Annotated in this window: 21 protein-coding genes; 5 read left to right on the top strand and 16 right to left on the bottom strand. The window is 54.1% G+C overall.

Annotated elements, in window-relative coordinates; genetic code table 11:
* Window positions 1–38 precede the first annotated feature (38 nt).
* From AC3IX1_RS29565 to AC3IX1_RS29500, 14 genes are all read right to left on the bottom strand, one after another.
* Window positions 39–251 carry a hypothetical protein gene (locus AC3IX1_RS29565; RefSeq protein WP_146013529.1) on the bottom strand — a complete coding sequence of 71 codons (213 nt, stop codon included), beginning with the start codon at window positions 249–251 and terminating at the stop codon, window positions 39–41.
* A 28-nt stretch (window positions 252–279) separates the two neighbouring features.
* The gene (locus AC3IX1_RS29560; RefSeq protein ID WP_173678030.1) at window positions 280–720 is read right to left on the bottom strand and encodes a hypothetical protein; all 441 of its coding nucleotides are present in this window, start codon (window positions 718–720) and stop codon (window positions 280–282) included.
* A gap of 228 nt (window positions 721–948) precedes the next feature.
* Window positions 949–1,254: a hypothetical protein gene (locus tag AC3IX1_RS29555; protein WP_146013528.1), complete on the bottom strand. Its 306-nt coding sequence runs from the start codon at window positions 1,252–1,254 to the stop codon at window positions 949–951.
* A gap of 81 nt (window positions 1,255–1,335) precedes the next feature.
* Window positions 1,336–1,689 (bottom strand): hypothetical protein, encoded by a 354-nt coding sequence (locus tag AC3IX1_RS29550; protein WP_102599824.1) that lies wholly within the window; start codon window positions 1,687–1,689, stop codon window positions 1,336–1,338.
* A gap of 2 nt (window positions 1,690–1,691) precedes the next feature.
* Window positions 1,692–1,841: a hypothetical protein gene (locus AC3IX1_RS29545; protein ID WP_158244048.1), complete on the bottom strand. Its 150-nt coding sequence runs from the start codon at window positions 1,839–1,841 to the stop codon at window positions 1,692–1,694.
* 61 nt (window positions 1,842–1,902) lie between these two features.
* Window positions 1,903–2,355: a hypothetical protein gene (locus AC3IX1_RS29540; protein ID WP_102599823.1), complete on the bottom strand. Its 453-nt coding sequence runs from the start codon at window positions 2,353–2,355 to the stop codon at window positions 1,903–1,905.
* A gap of 48 nt (window positions 2,356–2,403) precedes the next feature.
* The gene (locus AC3IX1_RS29535) at window positions 2,404–2,604 is read right to left on the bottom strand and encodes a hypothetical protein (RefSeq protein ID WP_102599822.1); all 201 of its coding nucleotides are present in this window, start codon (window positions 2,602–2,604) and stop codon (window positions 2,404–2,406) included.
* 119 nt (window positions 2,605–2,723) lie between these two features.
* Window positions 2,724–3,203, bottom strand: a complete 480-nt coding sequence (locus AC3IX1_RS29530; protein ID WP_102599821.1) for a hypothetical protein — start codon at window positions 3,201–3,203, stop codon at window positions 2,724–2,726.
* Window positions 3,204–3,601: 398 nt separating this feature from the next.
* Window positions 3,602–4,273, bottom strand: coding sequence for a hypothetical protein (locus tag AC3IX1_RS29525; RefSeq protein ID WP_102599820.1), 672 nt, complete (start codon window positions 4,271–4,273; stop codon window positions 3,602–3,604).
* Between the two features lie 181 nt (window positions 4,274–4,454).
* Window positions 4,455–4,802 carry an acetate and sugar kinases/Hsc70/actin family protein gene (locus tag AC3IX1_RS29520; protein WP_173678029.1) on the bottom strand — a complete coding sequence of 116 codons (348 nt, stop codon included), beginning with the start codon at window positions 4,800–4,802 and terminating at the stop codon, window positions 4,455–4,457.
* 18 nt (window positions 4,803–4,820) lie between these two features.
* On the bottom strand, window positions 4,821–5,144 hold the full coding sequence (locus AC3IX1_RS29515) for a hypothetical protein (protein WP_146013527.1): 324 nt from the start codon (window positions 5,142–5,144) through the stop codon (window positions 4,821–4,823).
* Between the two features lie 10 nt (window positions 5,145–5,154).
* Window positions 5,155–5,394: a hypothetical protein gene (locus tag AC3IX1_RS29510; RefSeq protein ID WP_102599819.1), complete on the bottom strand. Its 240-nt coding sequence runs from the start codon at window positions 5,392–5,394 to the stop codon at window positions 5,155–5,157.
* A 94-nt stretch (window positions 5,395–5,488) separates the two neighbouring features.
* On the bottom strand, window positions 5,489–6,580 hold the full coding sequence (locus AC3IX1_RS29505) for a COG3904 family protein (protein WP_102599818.1): 1,092 nt from the start codon (window positions 6,578–6,580) through the stop codon (window positions 5,489–5,491).
* A gap of 81 nt (window positions 6,581–6,661) precedes the next feature.
* Window positions 6,662–7,441: a hypothetical protein gene (locus AC3IX1_RS29500; RefSeq protein ID WP_256580187.1), complete on the bottom strand. Its 780-nt coding sequence runs from the start codon at window positions 7,439–7,441 to the stop codon at window positions 6,662–6,664.
* Window positions 7,442–7,655: 214 nt separating this feature from the next.
* Here AC3IX1_RS29500 and AC3IX1_RS29495 point away from each other — a divergent pair, with 214 nt between their 5' ends.
* The 3 genes from AC3IX1_RS29495 to AC3IX1_RS29485 all read left to right on the top strand — a co-directional run bounded on the left by AC3IX1_RS29495 (window position 7,656) and on the right by AC3IX1_RS29485 (window position 9,479).
* Complete coding sequence (locus tag AC3IX1_RS29495; RefSeq protein ID WP_102599817.1) at window positions 7,656–8,099, top strand: hypothetical protein; 444 nt, start codon at window positions 7,656–7,658, stop codon at window positions 8,097–8,099.
* Window positions 8,100–8,169: 70 nt separating this feature from the next.
* A complete protein-coding gene (locus AC3IX1_RS29490; RefSeq protein ID WP_102599816.1) occupies window positions 8,170–9,102 on the top strand; it encodes a UPF0489 family protein in 933 nt (310 codons plus the stop codon).
* Window positions 9,102–9,479 carry a hypothetical protein gene (locus AC3IX1_RS29485; RefSeq protein ID WP_102599815.1) on the top strand — a complete coding sequence of 126 codons (378 nt, stop codon included), beginning with the start codon at window positions 9,102–9,104 and terminating at the stop codon, window positions 9,477–9,479. The genes AC3IX1_RS29490 and AC3IX1_RS29485 overlap by 1 nt, the downstream gene beginning before the upstream one ends.
* Before the next feature lie 34 nt (window positions 9,480–9,513).
* On the opposite strand, the gene AC3IX1_RS29480 is transcribed toward AC3IX1_RS29485, so the two are convergent.
* Together AC3IX1_RS29480 and AC3IX1_RS29475 are read right to left on the bottom strand one after the other, a co-directional pair.
* Window positions 9,514–10,512: a DinB/UmuC family translesion DNA polymerase gene (locus AC3IX1_RS29480; protein WP_489388902.1), complete on the bottom strand. Its 999-nt coding sequence runs from the start codon at window positions 10,510–10,512 to the stop codon at window positions 9,514–9,516.
* Window positions 10,513–10,650: 138 nt separating this feature from the next.
* Window positions 10,651–11,055, bottom strand: a complete 405-nt coding sequence (locus AC3IX1_RS29475; protein ID WP_146013525.1) for a hypothetical protein — start codon at window positions 11,053–11,055, stop codon at window positions 10,651–10,653.
* A 161-nt stretch (window positions 11,056–11,216) separates the two neighbouring features.
* Between AC3IX1_RS29475 and AC3IX1_RS29470 the strand changes: the two genes are divergently transcribed.
* On the top strand, window positions 11,217–11,735 hold the full coding sequence (locus AC3IX1_RS29470) for an arsenate reductase (azurin) small subunit (RefSeq protein WP_102599784.1): 519 nt from the start codon (window positions 11,217–11,219) through the stop codon (window positions 11,733–11,735).
* A gap of 14 nt (window positions 11,736–11,749) precedes the next feature.
* Window positions 11,750–14,233: an arsenate reductase (azurin) large subunit gene (locus AC3IX1_RS29465; protein WP_102599783.1), complete on the top strand. Its 2,484-nt coding sequence runs from the start codon at window positions 11,750–11,752 to the stop codon at window positions 14,231–14,233.
* Window positions 14,234–14,428: the final 195 nt, after the last annotated feature.

Raw genomic sequence — 14,428 nt, 5'->3', positions numbered from 1 at the left:
GCCCGCTGGACGGCGGGCTGGTGTGTAGCGTTTTTTCTCTAGCTGAGCTCCCAGCTGTGAAGAGTGATTTCGGCCATTTCATAGCCGTTGCCCGTAGCCTCATCGAACCACCCGGATACGGTGGCCGAACGACCGGACAAAATCGTTTTAATGTCCGGCTCTGCAACCATGCCAGAAATATCGCCAAGCGCTTCAACCTCCTCGCGCTCTTTCCAACCAGTGATTTTCACGAATTTGTTGATGGTTGCCATCGTTTTGCTCTCGTTTCGTGGCTGATGATCAGGCTGGCTCATAGCGACCATGGTCGTAGGCCTCCATGACGTTTTTTTCTGTCAGTGAGCTGACGCGTACCAAGCCGTCGATCATCCTGCTGCGGTCTTTGAAGTACACAACTTTGACTGGCCATTCGGGGATCGATTGGTCGATGGCAACGACCCATGCCTCCAAGGTCTGGCCTTCTGGGGTGTACTGACGACCTGTGTTGAACTCGATCGAGTTCAATTGAGCATCAGGACCGGGTTTGCTGATGATGTCGCCAAACTCGGCGACCAGAGCGGCGTAATGATCATCCGTGGTGGCATCACCTCGCAGCTCATACACGTGGTTTTCGCTTTTCGCTTCCACCAGGAAGACTGGCTTGTCACTGAATCGACTTTGCCCCACATAGATCTGGGCCGTGTTGCGCAGCAAGGCGATGACAGTCGGTTTTGAGTTGTTCATTGTGAGGCTCCGATGCGGGTTGTCTGTATGCATCGGTGATGCCGAACAAGTGCCGATAACCAGGTGCGCCTTGCGCCGGAATTTCTAGACCCTATTTTGGCTGGCGACGAAATCTGACGGCCGGCATGCTGTCGGTTATACCCATAACCGAGTAACGCCTGCATGCACCAAAAATTCATTTGCCTGTTCGTCCTCGCGGCAGCCTTCAATACATCCATGGCGGCCAGCTCAGGCGACGTCGCTCCGACCTTGACCGTTCGCAAAACGGCTGACGGCTTGATCGTCGACGCTGTTCGTCAGCACGCCGGCCAAAATCAGCGGGACACTACTGGCTTGATCCCTGGAGCCACCGCTCTCGGGGCCCAGTTGTTCAAGCTTCGTTTTCAGGGGTGTGGTGAGGTCAAATTCATCGACCGGGAGAACGATCACGTCGATGGCGTTGCCGCCGGCCGTGGTACTACCCCCCAGTGCCAGATAACTAATTGGGATGTTCAGTGGAAGGTGCAGCACGCAGACGGGTAACAGGAGAAACAAGCAATCAAAGACCCGAAAATGTGCGCCCTTCTTCTGAATTAGCCCCAGCGTGTGTAGACAGAGCTTGGGGCTTCTGGGGGGCTATACCTTAGGCCAAGCCCACAAACTCCTACTCGATGGATTTTTCCGCTCAGCAGCTGATTCAACGGCATACGCTTCGATCTTCGCAGCAAGAATTTCTTTGTGCCGCATACACTCACCCTCATCATGCTGCCATGGCTTTTTGACCCACCCTGATTGCAGATCCATGTTCCCGCGATTCAGCTTTCGTAAATCCGCCATGTACTGCTTGTTGCACCGATTATTGATCACCGGAACAACAAGCAGAACGAACCCAAATTCAACCAGAAGCGCTACTGCGATAATCCAATAATTTCCCGTCGCCAATGAAGCAGCAGCAGCCAGGGCGAGAAATAACAGCAGCTTGCGACCCATGGCTATTTCCCTTCACCGAGTACCCAACGATCGCAAACGAAAGAGACAATCAGCGCCGCCACTATGCCGGTAGCCATCCGCGTCAAAAACGGTTGCTCGTACCAAAACCAGTTTGCCGCGATAGCAGCAATGATCATCAGCAGAATCTTCAATGACATTATTCCTACTCTCCGAAGCAACACCCTGAGCAATCTATACCCAGGATGCCGACCACTACTCACTGACTAATGGAATGCGAATGGCGCTCTGAACCAGGAGGAGTGCTTTATCACCGACATCGCTTGTTTTCAGACCTATTCCTCCCGTGCTATCGACGAGTGCACCGGGCACATCGGTTGCGACAACAGCCCCGTCTTGCTGCATACAAGCAATGGTGACGATTCCATCTTTCGGGTCAATTCGCCCGGCAGCATTACGAACAATACCGAAGTGAACAGCGCATTTGTGAGCATGAAGCTGATCAACGGCTCGATTGCTCGCTGAGGTGAAGGTGCCGTTTTCCGCACTCAGGGAGCCCCAGTTTTTAAAGTACCCACTGGTCATGTCACCCGCGTTATTTACAACAAAGGGAAGTGTCGTCAAATTCGGGACGACAATCGAATCATCATCCGCTAAGACCGGGGAAGCCAGCGCCATCATTGCCAGTGCTACTAGAGCCTTATTCATCGCCGCTCCGTGGATTTTCGTTGATCAGTATGTTGAAAGGTTTGTGTTTCATTGTGCAATGAACCTGGGTAGGACAAATGACTGCCCGCAGCAGGTTGGCGCCAAGATAATTCCGTCAGCAGCAATTGCCTTACCGGCCTCGAGGTGAATCGATGTTTTGACGTTTGCAAGGATCTCGTTGACGGCGGATTGGGACATGTTCAGTAGATCGGTTGTATCGGTAGTGACAATCACTTTTTCGTTGGCCATCGTTGTTCCTCATCATTCTTCAAATTCGGCGTATTTGCGAGGCGTCAGCATCGTCGCGTGTATTTTCCGTCATCTGTAACCCCCTACGTGGGTGAGAATCGAATGCCCTGCAATTGCGATCAGCTCGTTTTATGCTTGGCGGCGGCCTTGTTGAGCTTCACCCAGTTCGACGTGTCGTATTCGTTCACAGATTTGGCAGTTGCAAAGACGTCCAAGCCGGTGTGTTTCACCGTCTTGGTGTAAAACTGCTCCCATAAACCTTCACGTGTCCTGGGCCCAAACAATGTCTCCACTTCCAGCAGGAAACGTTGTCCGAGCAACGGCCACGCGATGGTGAAAGCGAACCATGAGTAAAAGACAAAAACGGCAACAGCAATGCCTATGGCATCAATCTTTTCCATTCCATCCGCCAACAGAAACTTGCAGAGAAGCAATGCTCCAACGAATAGGGCAATGCTCGGTAGAACAAAGTGCAGAAGCTTCCGCTTCGTGGTGTGGTAAGCAATTGCCGTATAGAGCAGCTGCCTTCTCTGCTTAGGGGTTTCCTCTTCCCCTGGTACCTTTGGCTTCGAGGTATCGAGTGGGGTCTTTTTGCTCATACATTCCCTTCGTTTTGCGGTCGCGGTTTAAGTGGCGAACTGCGGTAATGCCGCTGTTGATGCCACTGACAATTCAAGCATTCACCGATACCACCCCTTGAATGCCATTGTGGCGACGACGATGGGAGCGGCTTTACACCTCGTGACATCAGATACAGCGTGTATCCGTGAAAAGGTATGCTTACGTGTTATAGATTCTGAAGATAGCCAAAAATAACCCCTCACGCAATGGCAAGGGGTCGAGCAACTGGTGCTGCTGGGGATAAAAACTGTCACGGGGGAATAGAGTCTGTCGTAACTCTCGCCGTACTAGAACCGGCTTTTCGGCCTACTGCTACCCAGCAGCGCCGAGGCCAGCCTGTGCACCAGGGCGTGCATAGTTCGGCCGGGGCCGGCAATCAAGATTCGTGCTGGCGCGGACCATCGCAACCCGGATAGCTGGCCATGAAAACCCTGTTGTGGGCCTGGATGAGCTGTGCGGCGTGCTCCGAAAGCCCCCAGTGCGAAGGGTCGCAAAGCTCGCCCATCATCGTCGAGTAGGGATCAACCAGACCTTCGTCCAGCTGCACTTCTTCATTGCTGAAGCACACAAGAATTTCCGGGGCATCGACTTCGGCATACTGGTCGTAATCTCCAAGAGGGTATTCGCCCCACTGGAGTTCAGGGTGCAGTTGCTGTAGTGCAGCGATGAGGGCTTTGCGTGTGGCAGCCATCAAATTTTCCGGATCGTCCGGACTTGAAGGCAGCGATTCAATACCAAGTACCTCCTGGCAATCAGAGTTGGGGGCCATGGATGAAAGCAGTAGTTGCCGTTGGGGAACATCTGACATGGCCGACTCCTCGCCATCAGAGAGCCGCTCTGCCATCCGCTGCATCTTCGCCTGGATGGCGCTGTATTTCTTTTGCGCCGTCGCGGTGAACACCGTCTGCTTGCCACTGAAAAAAGCCTTGCTGCCACCAATCACATTGGAGGCGCACATCTCCATCCCTTCCAGAGCTTCGGAGCAGGCGCTGTAGGTCATCAGATTCCCAAGGGCAACATCGGTGTGTTTCAGTGGTTTGGTAGCCATGTCAGCGTTTCCAAGTAGGTGTCTACGTGGAATTATAGGTGCGTTTAACGCACCTGTCAAAACTCTTTGAACGTCACCGATAAGCTGGTGCTGATTTCTTGGTGACAACGAAAAAACCCCGCCAGCGTAAGCTGTGCGGGGCGTGGTGGGACATTTTCGATCACTGCAACGCATGAGTGCGTCAGTTGAGCTTTCCACCCTGAATCAGCCTCAGAGCTGGCCTGATGGGTTGTTGGAGCGCCGCTTTCGCAGCATTTATCATTGCGTAAGCCTCGATGCGCTGGTCAGCCGCCGCGAGACGTTCGGTTACAGCGGCAACGGCATGCCTGTGTGCACCAAGATCCTCGGGGGATGCTCGACCACATTTGAGGGAGGATACTTCGTCCAGGAGCGCTTGGGTAACACGCTTCCAGGTGCGAACCTCATCAGCAGAACAGCACGCGTGGTAGTCGCTCAGCTTGCGGTAGAGGTGTTCGTAACGCTGGCGAAACTCGCCAACTTTGACGGTGTTTTGATTGGACTGCGACATGGTCAAATTCCTTTTCGGTTAGTCGTCGAGCGATTCGATTCGTTGTTTTTCGGCCTGTACTTTTGCCATCTGCTCAGCGGCATTCGCCGCTTCGATCAGGCTTTTGTGCACGTGGTCTGATACGCCCGAAAGGTCCATCTCACCGCAGCTCCAGCCAGCGAGGTACCCACCATTGTCTGGAAGGCTAAAGACCAGCCCCCAAACTTGAGTGCAGTCCTCTGGCGGTTCGCTTGCGTAGTACGGTCCCGAGCAGTCGACTCCAGCAATATCGTTGGACCACTGATACGGGTACGGAGGCATACCTGGTTGTTCGAGAACAAATTCACGTTCATTACCGGTCATAGATTTCTCCCTATACGCCGCGACGTTCCAGTTCGATGGCAAGAGCAGCCAACACTTCCGGCACGCGATGCTTATTAGCGGTGTAGGCATCGAGCTTTTCGCCAAAAGGCTTGTGGCCACCGACGATCACGCCGCCGAAGGACGCTCGAAACATTTCAGTTTGGGTGCTCGTCACTTTGTCGCAGAGGCACAGGCGGCCAGCTGAAAGCACGTCGTTGATGTCTTGTGTGTGCATACCTTCGATGTTCATAGTCATGTCCTTGAAAGGCGTTGTGCCGAAGGCGATCGCCCCGGAATTGAATTACTTGCTTCAGGGAATGCTGAACACGAAACGGTAATTGCCTTCAACGCTGTACGGTCGCGCCCTTCTGTGTGCCATGGCAAAGTTGAACGAACCCACCCATCAAGGCGCTGGCTTGTGTAGACACATCGATCGCGTACATCGATTGACGTTGATCGTCGTAACGGAAGCGCACCCCAACTGACCTGGCACGCTGCATCTCCACCAACTGCTCTGCCCTGGGTGGGAAGTCAGACATTGCCGTTCGGCCCATCATTTGAACCGGCTGCCTGAGTTCGACCGCGGACGTTCGACCATCAACCAACAGATCCACACTGCGGACTCGCCCTTTCCCGTCGGCGTCGACCATCACAGCAACGGAAACGTCTTGCTGAGCGGTGCATGCCAGTTGAATTTCAACAGTGCTGCTGATGGTGCTTTGCACACCTTTCAGGACAAGAGCACCCTGCTCACTCTCGATACCCCAGACGGCAACTTCTTTCCCCGCATTCACCAAACCGAGGTTGACTTGATCGGCCACCGACAGCTTCTGCATCGCACTGGCCGGAGTTGCCGCCATCAAACTGAAGAGCTGAGTACTAACACCCATGTCGCGGAGGAAATTGACCGTTGCGGCCGAGAAGATCTGCGCATCGGCCATTGCCTGCTGTGAGGTAGCTTGGTCAGCTGCGGCGAACTGGTGAACGCCCACCACCGAGTCTGGCTGAATCAGCCTGAAGCGCCCGCCGGCAAGCAACATGACGCATGCACTCTCGCAAATGCCCGCTTCATCACTTATCGACGACACCCCCTTCACGCCAACCTGGGTCGAAAACCCGAGTTCACGAATGCGACGGCCGAGCGCAAGCCCTGCCCGCATGCTGCCGCCAAAGGAGTTGAGGTGAACGATCACACCGTTGCGGCCCTTGAGGTATGCGAAGGTGTTCAGCCGCTCCATTACATCTGCATCTATGCGTCCATCCAAAAAGAGATCCACCACACCTGACAGGTCTGGATTCGAACTCATGGTGACGGTTGCGGACGCGACGCGAGGGGCATTGCGCTCCCCGGCATTTACGTTCGCAGTGATTGCCAACCCAAACACCCAACAGAGGGTGCTATGAAATAGCGCCTGGAAGAATCTTGAAGTGTTCATGCGATCGCCCTTATGCGGTTAAGTAGTGTTCTGAAATGCTAAACACCTCTCCGTAAGACGTAATGGCCCTGGCGATCGGAGTCAGGCCAGCAACGAGTAGTACGCCTCTTGCTGCAATACGTTCCTGACGGCACGGGTCCGCTTTGTGTCGCCAAGCCCGCTCGAGCGATCGGGCGCCAAGCTACTCGCTTCGATGCTGATTTTTCGTGTCCTGGCGCGAAGCCAGTTCGCGTCCGCCGTGTAATTAGCCTCAGGATTGTTGGCCTTCAGGGCGTCGATTTTTTGAATTAGCACGTCCGTCATCACCACCCTGCCAAGGATATGGAAATCCGTATGGTGGAGGGTCGAGCAATCGTCAGCCGACATAGCTTCGAGGTTGCTAGGTACGCCGACACAGAATCGATCGGAACCGAACGTGTCCTTGGCCAATGCGAGCATTTGAGCGGCATCAAGGACCCCACGTTGCAGCGGGACAATTACGCGAACGCCCTTCGCGATCCAGCTTTTTACCCGCTCCGCGTGCTCGGTCCAGAGCTTCAATGTCGCTACCTGATCACCGATTACATCCGGAGCTACGATGCTCAGCCCTTGCGGTTTGGCAGTCATCAGGATCACGGACTCGTATTTTTGAAACACCCGCTCCCAAATGATGGTTTCACCCTTTTGGAAGGCCGCAAAGGCGCCGGAGTCAATAAAGACTGATCCCCCGGAATCAAGGTGTCTCGGCAGCGCGAGAAAGACTTTGGAGAGGCTCAGCAAGGGGGCCACGACCCCGATGGGAACACCAACATCCACAGCAGCGCGTAGATCGCTGCTTGCGGACATCCCCGAATGGAAAGCCAGGTGCCAACGGTGAGACATACGAAAACCCTGTTTGATACTGTCAGTATCTTTTATCGTATGCGTACGTGTTATGCAATGCCAGGCAGCCAATGAATGCAGTCTTGATCAGATGCAGGGGGTGTCTACAAAAATGTCAGGGGCGTAGCATGTTGACGAAGGCGCAGCGTCCAACAACGGACGATTTCACCGTCACCGAACTGGCGAGTAAGCGACTTACTCCGATGGGAAAAGAATGATCAATCGTGAAGCACTCGAAAGAATAGCTGCATCATGCCGCTTCGGCCTTCTCAGCCTTGCTGAGAAAAACAGCTCTATGTTCCATAAGTTCCCAAGGGGGGCATGTGGCCCAGCCTCTGAGGTGCTGGGCCGAATATTGAAAGAAGAATTTCAAATCGAAGGTATGTACGTTTGCGCCAGCGACCATTCGCAGCTCAACCAAGAGCAATCTCACGCATGGGTTGAAGTAGGCGAATTCATCATCGACATCACCCACGACCAGTTTCAAGGAACTGGCCTCAGCGGTTGGGTATTCGAGCGAGGGACGGGATGGCACGCTCAATTTTCCGAGATAGATCTGCGCCGCAATGTGTTCTGTACGCCAGAGAACTGGCCGTTTTATCCCCATGATGGGTACCACGCAGCTTTGGAAAAGGTTTTGAGCGAAGTCCAGAATTAACGACGTGCGCTTCGATGGCAATTAGCGCCCAATTCGATGCTCTCCAAATATTCCACCAGCAGGACAAGGTATGCGCCAGGTGCAAAAGATCGGTGTGACAAGTGAAAACATCTGCGGAAAGTCTGTATTTACGTTCGATAGCCACCATGAAGCCCTTCTTCCCTGGGCGCAATGTGCGCGTGACTTGGGTTTCGCTCCGCGCCTATTGACGCTGGATTATCACAGCGATACACGCCCTGCCTTCGTAGGCCACAGCTCCGTGGACATAACCGTGGGTATGGACGATGAGGGGTGGGAGGAACGCGCCGCGGCTGAGGTTGCCAAAATCGATTTTCGTGTCGAGGAAACGGTTCGAGACGCGATCCTGAATCTTCGCTTTGACGAACACATAAGTGCTGCCGTGCAATCACGCACTATCGACATTGCGTTTGCGATTGTTGGGGGTCTGATCACCAACGAATACCAAAGCAACGAACAACTTGCGGCTGAATCAGAGTGGCGTGAGAGGGCACATGATACGCCAGGGGTATCCAAGCCTAAGGCCCCGCCGCCCTACACGTACTCCATTCCAGCAGAGCGAATCGTCGAATTACCTCGTCAGAAGGTGCGGTCTAATGACCAACCCCGATCCAAGGGGTACGCCAACCAAGCGTTGGAGTCCGACTTTCTTCGCCGACACCTTGATTTTATCGAGAGTATTTCTCAGTCCAGCGGGATCCCCGGACTGTTTGAAGCACCGTTTATTCTCGATATCGACCTTGATTACTTCAACACCAGGCAGTCGATTCAACCTGTCGACCACGAGCTCTTCCATGAGCTTATTCGTCGAGCCGACATCATCACCATTGCGCGTGAGCCGAAGTGCGTGATTGCCTGTCAGAAACCCGGTGAGAAGCTGGCCAGCGATTGGCTGGAGACTGAGTTGAAACGACATATCAGAGAGGCGCTCAGCACATCGCCGAGCGAGGACGACCTGACAACTCCGAAACAAACGAGCGCCTGATGACAGACCTACTCACCAAGTTGCAATCACTCAACAAAGAACAAGGGGCGAAGGTCCTTCTGTACTGTGACCTGCGGGGCATGCAGCGGGACCTGGTCGTCCGGGGCGCCTGGGGACTGGCATTCCTTGGTCTGGCAATGATCGTGCTGAAATCATTGGGCCGATCGGATAATTCCTTGCTGGCCCCTTACCTCGACTGGATGGGTATCGGGATATGTTTCGTCGCACTGCTTTACGGCGGTATATCGCTCTTCATGGTCTGGAGTATTCGGGCTACCCGCCACTCACTTTCCGAAATGGGGGTCAGACCCGAGCTTGTTGAGCAGCTTGACGCCCTCCCCTCTAAATCCCTCGCCCGTCGTCGCATAGAGCAATAACAGGCGCCGACACCTGAAATTCATCTGTTCCCCATTACTGGCATTTCACCGATTTCAGTTGATTGAAATCGGTGGTGAAACTGGCCGACAGGTAATCACGCTTCATTGCCCAATGTGCCACCGGCGGTTCCAGCGCCAGCCGGAGGCTGCCCCTCCCATACCGGGCGTTGACCTGGTCAATGACGCCCATGAGCGCATCTGCATTGCGCCGCGGTGTTGGAGCAAACAAGTCAGATTGGTAGCTGTGCGGCGAGCAAAATTGCGACAGCACAATGCCGGCCTTCGCATACCGGTACCCTGGCACATAGATGCGCTGGAGTCCCGCCAAGGCGGCGGCGACGAAGTCGCGAGTGTCGGCGCTGGGCACCTCGAGCCCACAAATGGCAGTTCGACTATAAGGGTGATCATCGAAGCGGCTTGTTTGGATGAAAACCTGAAGACACGACGCCAGTTGCCCCTCGCTACGCAGCTTCACGCATGCCCTGGACACGTAGGTGGCCACCGCTTCGCGCAGCCCTTCAATCGTAGTGACCCTCTCGCCGAAGGAACGGGTCGACGCGATGGTCTGCTTGGGGCCCACGCTCTCGTCGAATCTGAAACAAGAGACACCGGCGAGTTCCAGGGCAGTTTTTTCAATATTTACGTTGAAAGAGCGGCGTAGGGTCTTGGGGTCGAATTGCTGGAGGTCGAAGGCTGTATTTATCCCCATGACCTTCATCTGGGCAGAAAGCTTCCTCCCAACACCCCACACATCTTCACTTGGCATAAGACTCAAGAGCCGGTCCCGACGGGCATCATCCAAAGGCCCAACCACCCCACCAGTCTTTTTATAGGTTTTCGCGGCGCGATTTGCAGCCTTAGCCAAGGTCTTAGTTGTACCGAATCCGACCCCAACACCTATGCCGATTTGTTTCCTCACGTCAGCCTGGATCTTACGGCCCAGAGTTTCGTAGCAGGTATTCATGCCAGTGGCATCAAGCCAACATTCATCGATGTAAAGGAAAGATTTCAAGCTATGGACATGGTTCCGCACCTTGCGACCCGGTGGTTCAAGCACGGCCTACAGCTGTCCATGGCAACAAGACATTTTCTGTCAATCCTGCCCAGTTATGTCCATAGCTGCTAGCCCCAATGCAACAGGACGGTCGGACATATAAGACGCTCAGGTTACTCAATTAGCGCGTTTGGTATTGAGTTCTGCCCTGTATCGCATTGCTTTGGCTTCGATGCCTTCAACCGTCCAACCGAACTTTAACCATAGGGGTTCAAGGATGGCTGTTAATGCAACATCAGTTTCGTGGAATAGATTGATGTCTTCATTCAGACTGGTCACGATTTCGTTGAAGCCACCAGAGTAAAGTGAATTGACACCAGATTCGTAGACATCTTCGAGCGGTTGATCGTGGCCGATTTCTGCCGTTCGTGATGGGCAGCAATCGGCCAATAGTAGTTCACAAGCGGCAGCTCCCGGCCCCAAGCTTTGGAATAACAGGCAGGGTTTGAAGTCTGCTCTGCTACATAAAGCAATCAGCTTTGTAGGCCCTTCGCAGTACTTGGTGACCGGAGTAAGCCACAACCCGCCAGTCGGAAATTTTGACTAAACCATAGGCAAATGTCCGATTTTCCGTCCATTTGGCCAAAAAAACGCACTTTCTACTATGCTCAATTGGTTGAAGTAAACGTCGCTTACGACACAGCCAGGGCCGACTGCATCGCGAGCACAATGCGGAGGCAGAAATGGCATCGATATCCAGAAGACTCTTCCTGAAAGTAGGAGGTGGGGTTGCGGCAAGCGTGGCGATAGGTTTGCCCGAACTCACGCAAGCCGCGACACCAAAGCCAACGGCGGAGGGTCGAGTCAATCTTCCCTACCAAATGCAGGCGCTCTCCAAAGCTCAGAAATTGCAGGTCAACACACCAGTCCTATTTTCCTATCCCGACGCGGCCTCACCTTGCGCATTGATCAAGATGGGCACGCCCGTTCCAGGCGGTGTCGGCCCAGATCGAGACATTGTGGCCTACAGCACGCTATGCACGCATATGGGCTGTCCGGTTGCCTATGACCCTGGGCAAAAGGTGTTCAAATGTCCCTGCCATTTCAGCATTTTCGACCCTGAGAATATTGGCCAAATGGTTTCCGGCCAAGCCACTGAGAATCTGCCGATCATAGTTCTTGAGTACAACCCCAATGACGATTCGGTCCGTGCTGTAGCCGTCGAAGGGTTGATCTACGGACGTCAGTCCAACCTCCTTTGATAAGGAGATTCAAATTGGCAACGAACAAAGATCGTGTGGCACTGCCTCCGACAGATGCCCAAAAGACCAACCTGACATGCCACTTCTGCATCGTGGGTTGTGGCTATCACGTGTACAAGTGGCCGGAAAATCGAGAGGGGGGACGGGCACCCGAAGAGAACGCACTGGGGCTCGACTTCCGCAAACAGTTGCCTCCGTTGGCTATCATCATGACGCCGGCAATGCAGAACACGATCACCGACAAGGACGGCAAGCGCTACAACATCATGATCGTGCCGGACAAACAGTGCGAAGTTAATAAAGGGCTTTCGTCCACACGAGGCGGACAACTGGCCAAGGTCATGTACAGCCCCGATGGGGTAGGCAGGGAGCGTTTACGCAGCCCACGTGTTTATGTAGCTGACCAGTGGGTGGACACCAGCTGGGATGATGCGCTGGCGCTTTACGCCGGGGTGACCAAGAAGATTCTGGACAATGACGGGCCTGCCTCACTCGCCTTTGACTGCTTCGATCACGGAGGCGCCGGAGGCGGATTCGAGAATACCTGGGGCACCGGCAAACTGATGTTCACCGCCCTGCAAACCCCATTGGTGCGAATCCACAACCGCCCTGCCTATAACTCCGAGTGCCACGCCACACGCGAGATGGGCATTAGCGAACTCAACAACAGCTACGAAGACGCCGAATTGGCCGACGTCATTGTTGCTATCGGCTGCAATTCATACGAAACCCAGACCAACTACTTCTTGGCGCATTGGCTTCCCAACTTGCAGGGGCAGACAGTCGACAAGCGTAAACAGCGTTTTCCTGGGGAAACCGTTGCTCCAGCCAAGGTGATTTTTGTAGACCCTCGCAGGACGCCGACCATCGCTATAGCGGAGCAAGCAGCAGGTAAAGACAACGTGCTGCACTTGGATATCGAACCGGGAACGGATATCGCTCTGTTCAATGGTCTGCTGACTTACGTGGTCGACCAAAAATGGCATGACCAGGAATTTATCGCGGCCCATACCAAAGCGTTTGAGCAGGCACTTCAAGCCAATCGAATGTCGCTTGAGGAAACCAGTCGCGTTACCGGGGTATCGGTGGACAAGCTCAAGCAAGCAGCCGAATGGGCTTACAAACCCAAAACCTCTGGCCACCGTCCCCACACCATGCACGCCTACGAAAAAGGAATCATCTGGGGCAATGACAACTACCTCATCCAGTCTGCATTGGTCGACTTGGTGCTGGCCACTCACAACGTCGGACGACGAGGTACGGGGGTGGTGCGGATGGGTGGGCACCAAGAGGGGTACACACGCCCCCCTTATCCAGGCAATACCAAGATCTATGTGGATCAGGAGATCATCAACGGCAAAGGCATGATGTACACGGCATGGGGGGCCAATCCCTTCCAGACCACACTCAATGCTGAGCAACATCGTGCGGTCATTCTAAAACGCGCGAACATTGTCAGGGAGGCCATGGCCAATGTTCGCGGCGGTACAACTGCGCAGATGGTGGACGCAATCTACGACGCGGTGAAAAACAAAGGCGGTCTCTTTTTCGCCAACATCAACCTCTACCCTACCAAACTGGCAGAAGCCGCCCATGTGATGCTGCCGGCGACCCATCCAGGCGAAATGAATCTCACCTCAATGAATGGCGAGCGCCGGATGCGCCTTTCACAAAAATTCATGGATCCCCCTGGTTCGGCGAAAGCCGATTGCCTCATCGCAGCGGCTATCGCTAACACCCTTCGGCAGATGTATACGGACGAAGGGAAACAGGACATGGCGGCGCGTTTTGCAGGGTTCGACTGGAAAAGCGAGGAGGACGCCTTCAACGACGGCTTCCGTATGGCTGGCCAACCCGGTGCTGGCCCAATCGACAGTCAGGGAGGCACCACGGGCAATCTCGTCACTTACGAGCGGCTGAAAGCCATGGGCAACAATGGCGTCCAGTTACCCACTAAAGAATACCGAGAAGGCAAGCTGATCGGCACCGAGATGCTCTACACCGATTACAAATTTGACACTCCGGACGGCAAGGCTGAGTTCAAGCCAGCGACATGGCCCGGATTGCCAAAACCGGTGGCAGAACAGAAGGAGAAACACCAGTTCTGGGTCAACAACGGGCGCATCAACGAAGTGTGGCAAACGCTCTACCACGATCAATACAACGACTTCGTGCAACGGCGTGTGCCGATGGCCTATCTGGAAATTAACCCCGACGATGCCCAAGTCTTGGCTATTACATCTGGGGACGTGGTCGAGGTGTTTAACGACTACGGTTCATCCTACGCGCTGGCCTACCTGGAGCCGGATATCAAGCGTAACCAGACGTTTATGCAGTTCGGCCATTTCAACGGTGTGATGGGCGATCTGACCACGCCATGGACAGATCGAAACGTAATCCCATATTACAAAGGGACGTGGGCGAGCATTCGCCGCATTGGGAAAGTGGAGGAATTCAAAGAGAAGATCAGCTTCAAGACGCGCAGGTTTACTACGTAAGAAAGTCGTCTAGTACTAGCGTGACGCTTTTCACGAGTGCGTTAATCCAAGCCCCCCGCCTATGTAAGCCATATCGCGGGGGGCTTCGTTGTGAATGCCAGATTTCCAAGCTCTACCCAGGGATTGCACACCCCGTAGGAGACTCCCCTCTCGATATGAGCTGGATCAGTTGGAGTCAAAATTGAATCGCTATAC

Source organism: Pseudomonas sp. KH_046_2 (genome assembly GCF_057838985.1).
Note: the sequence above shows the minus strand (reverse complement) of the source record. Positions and strands in the feature narration are given on the sequence as shown.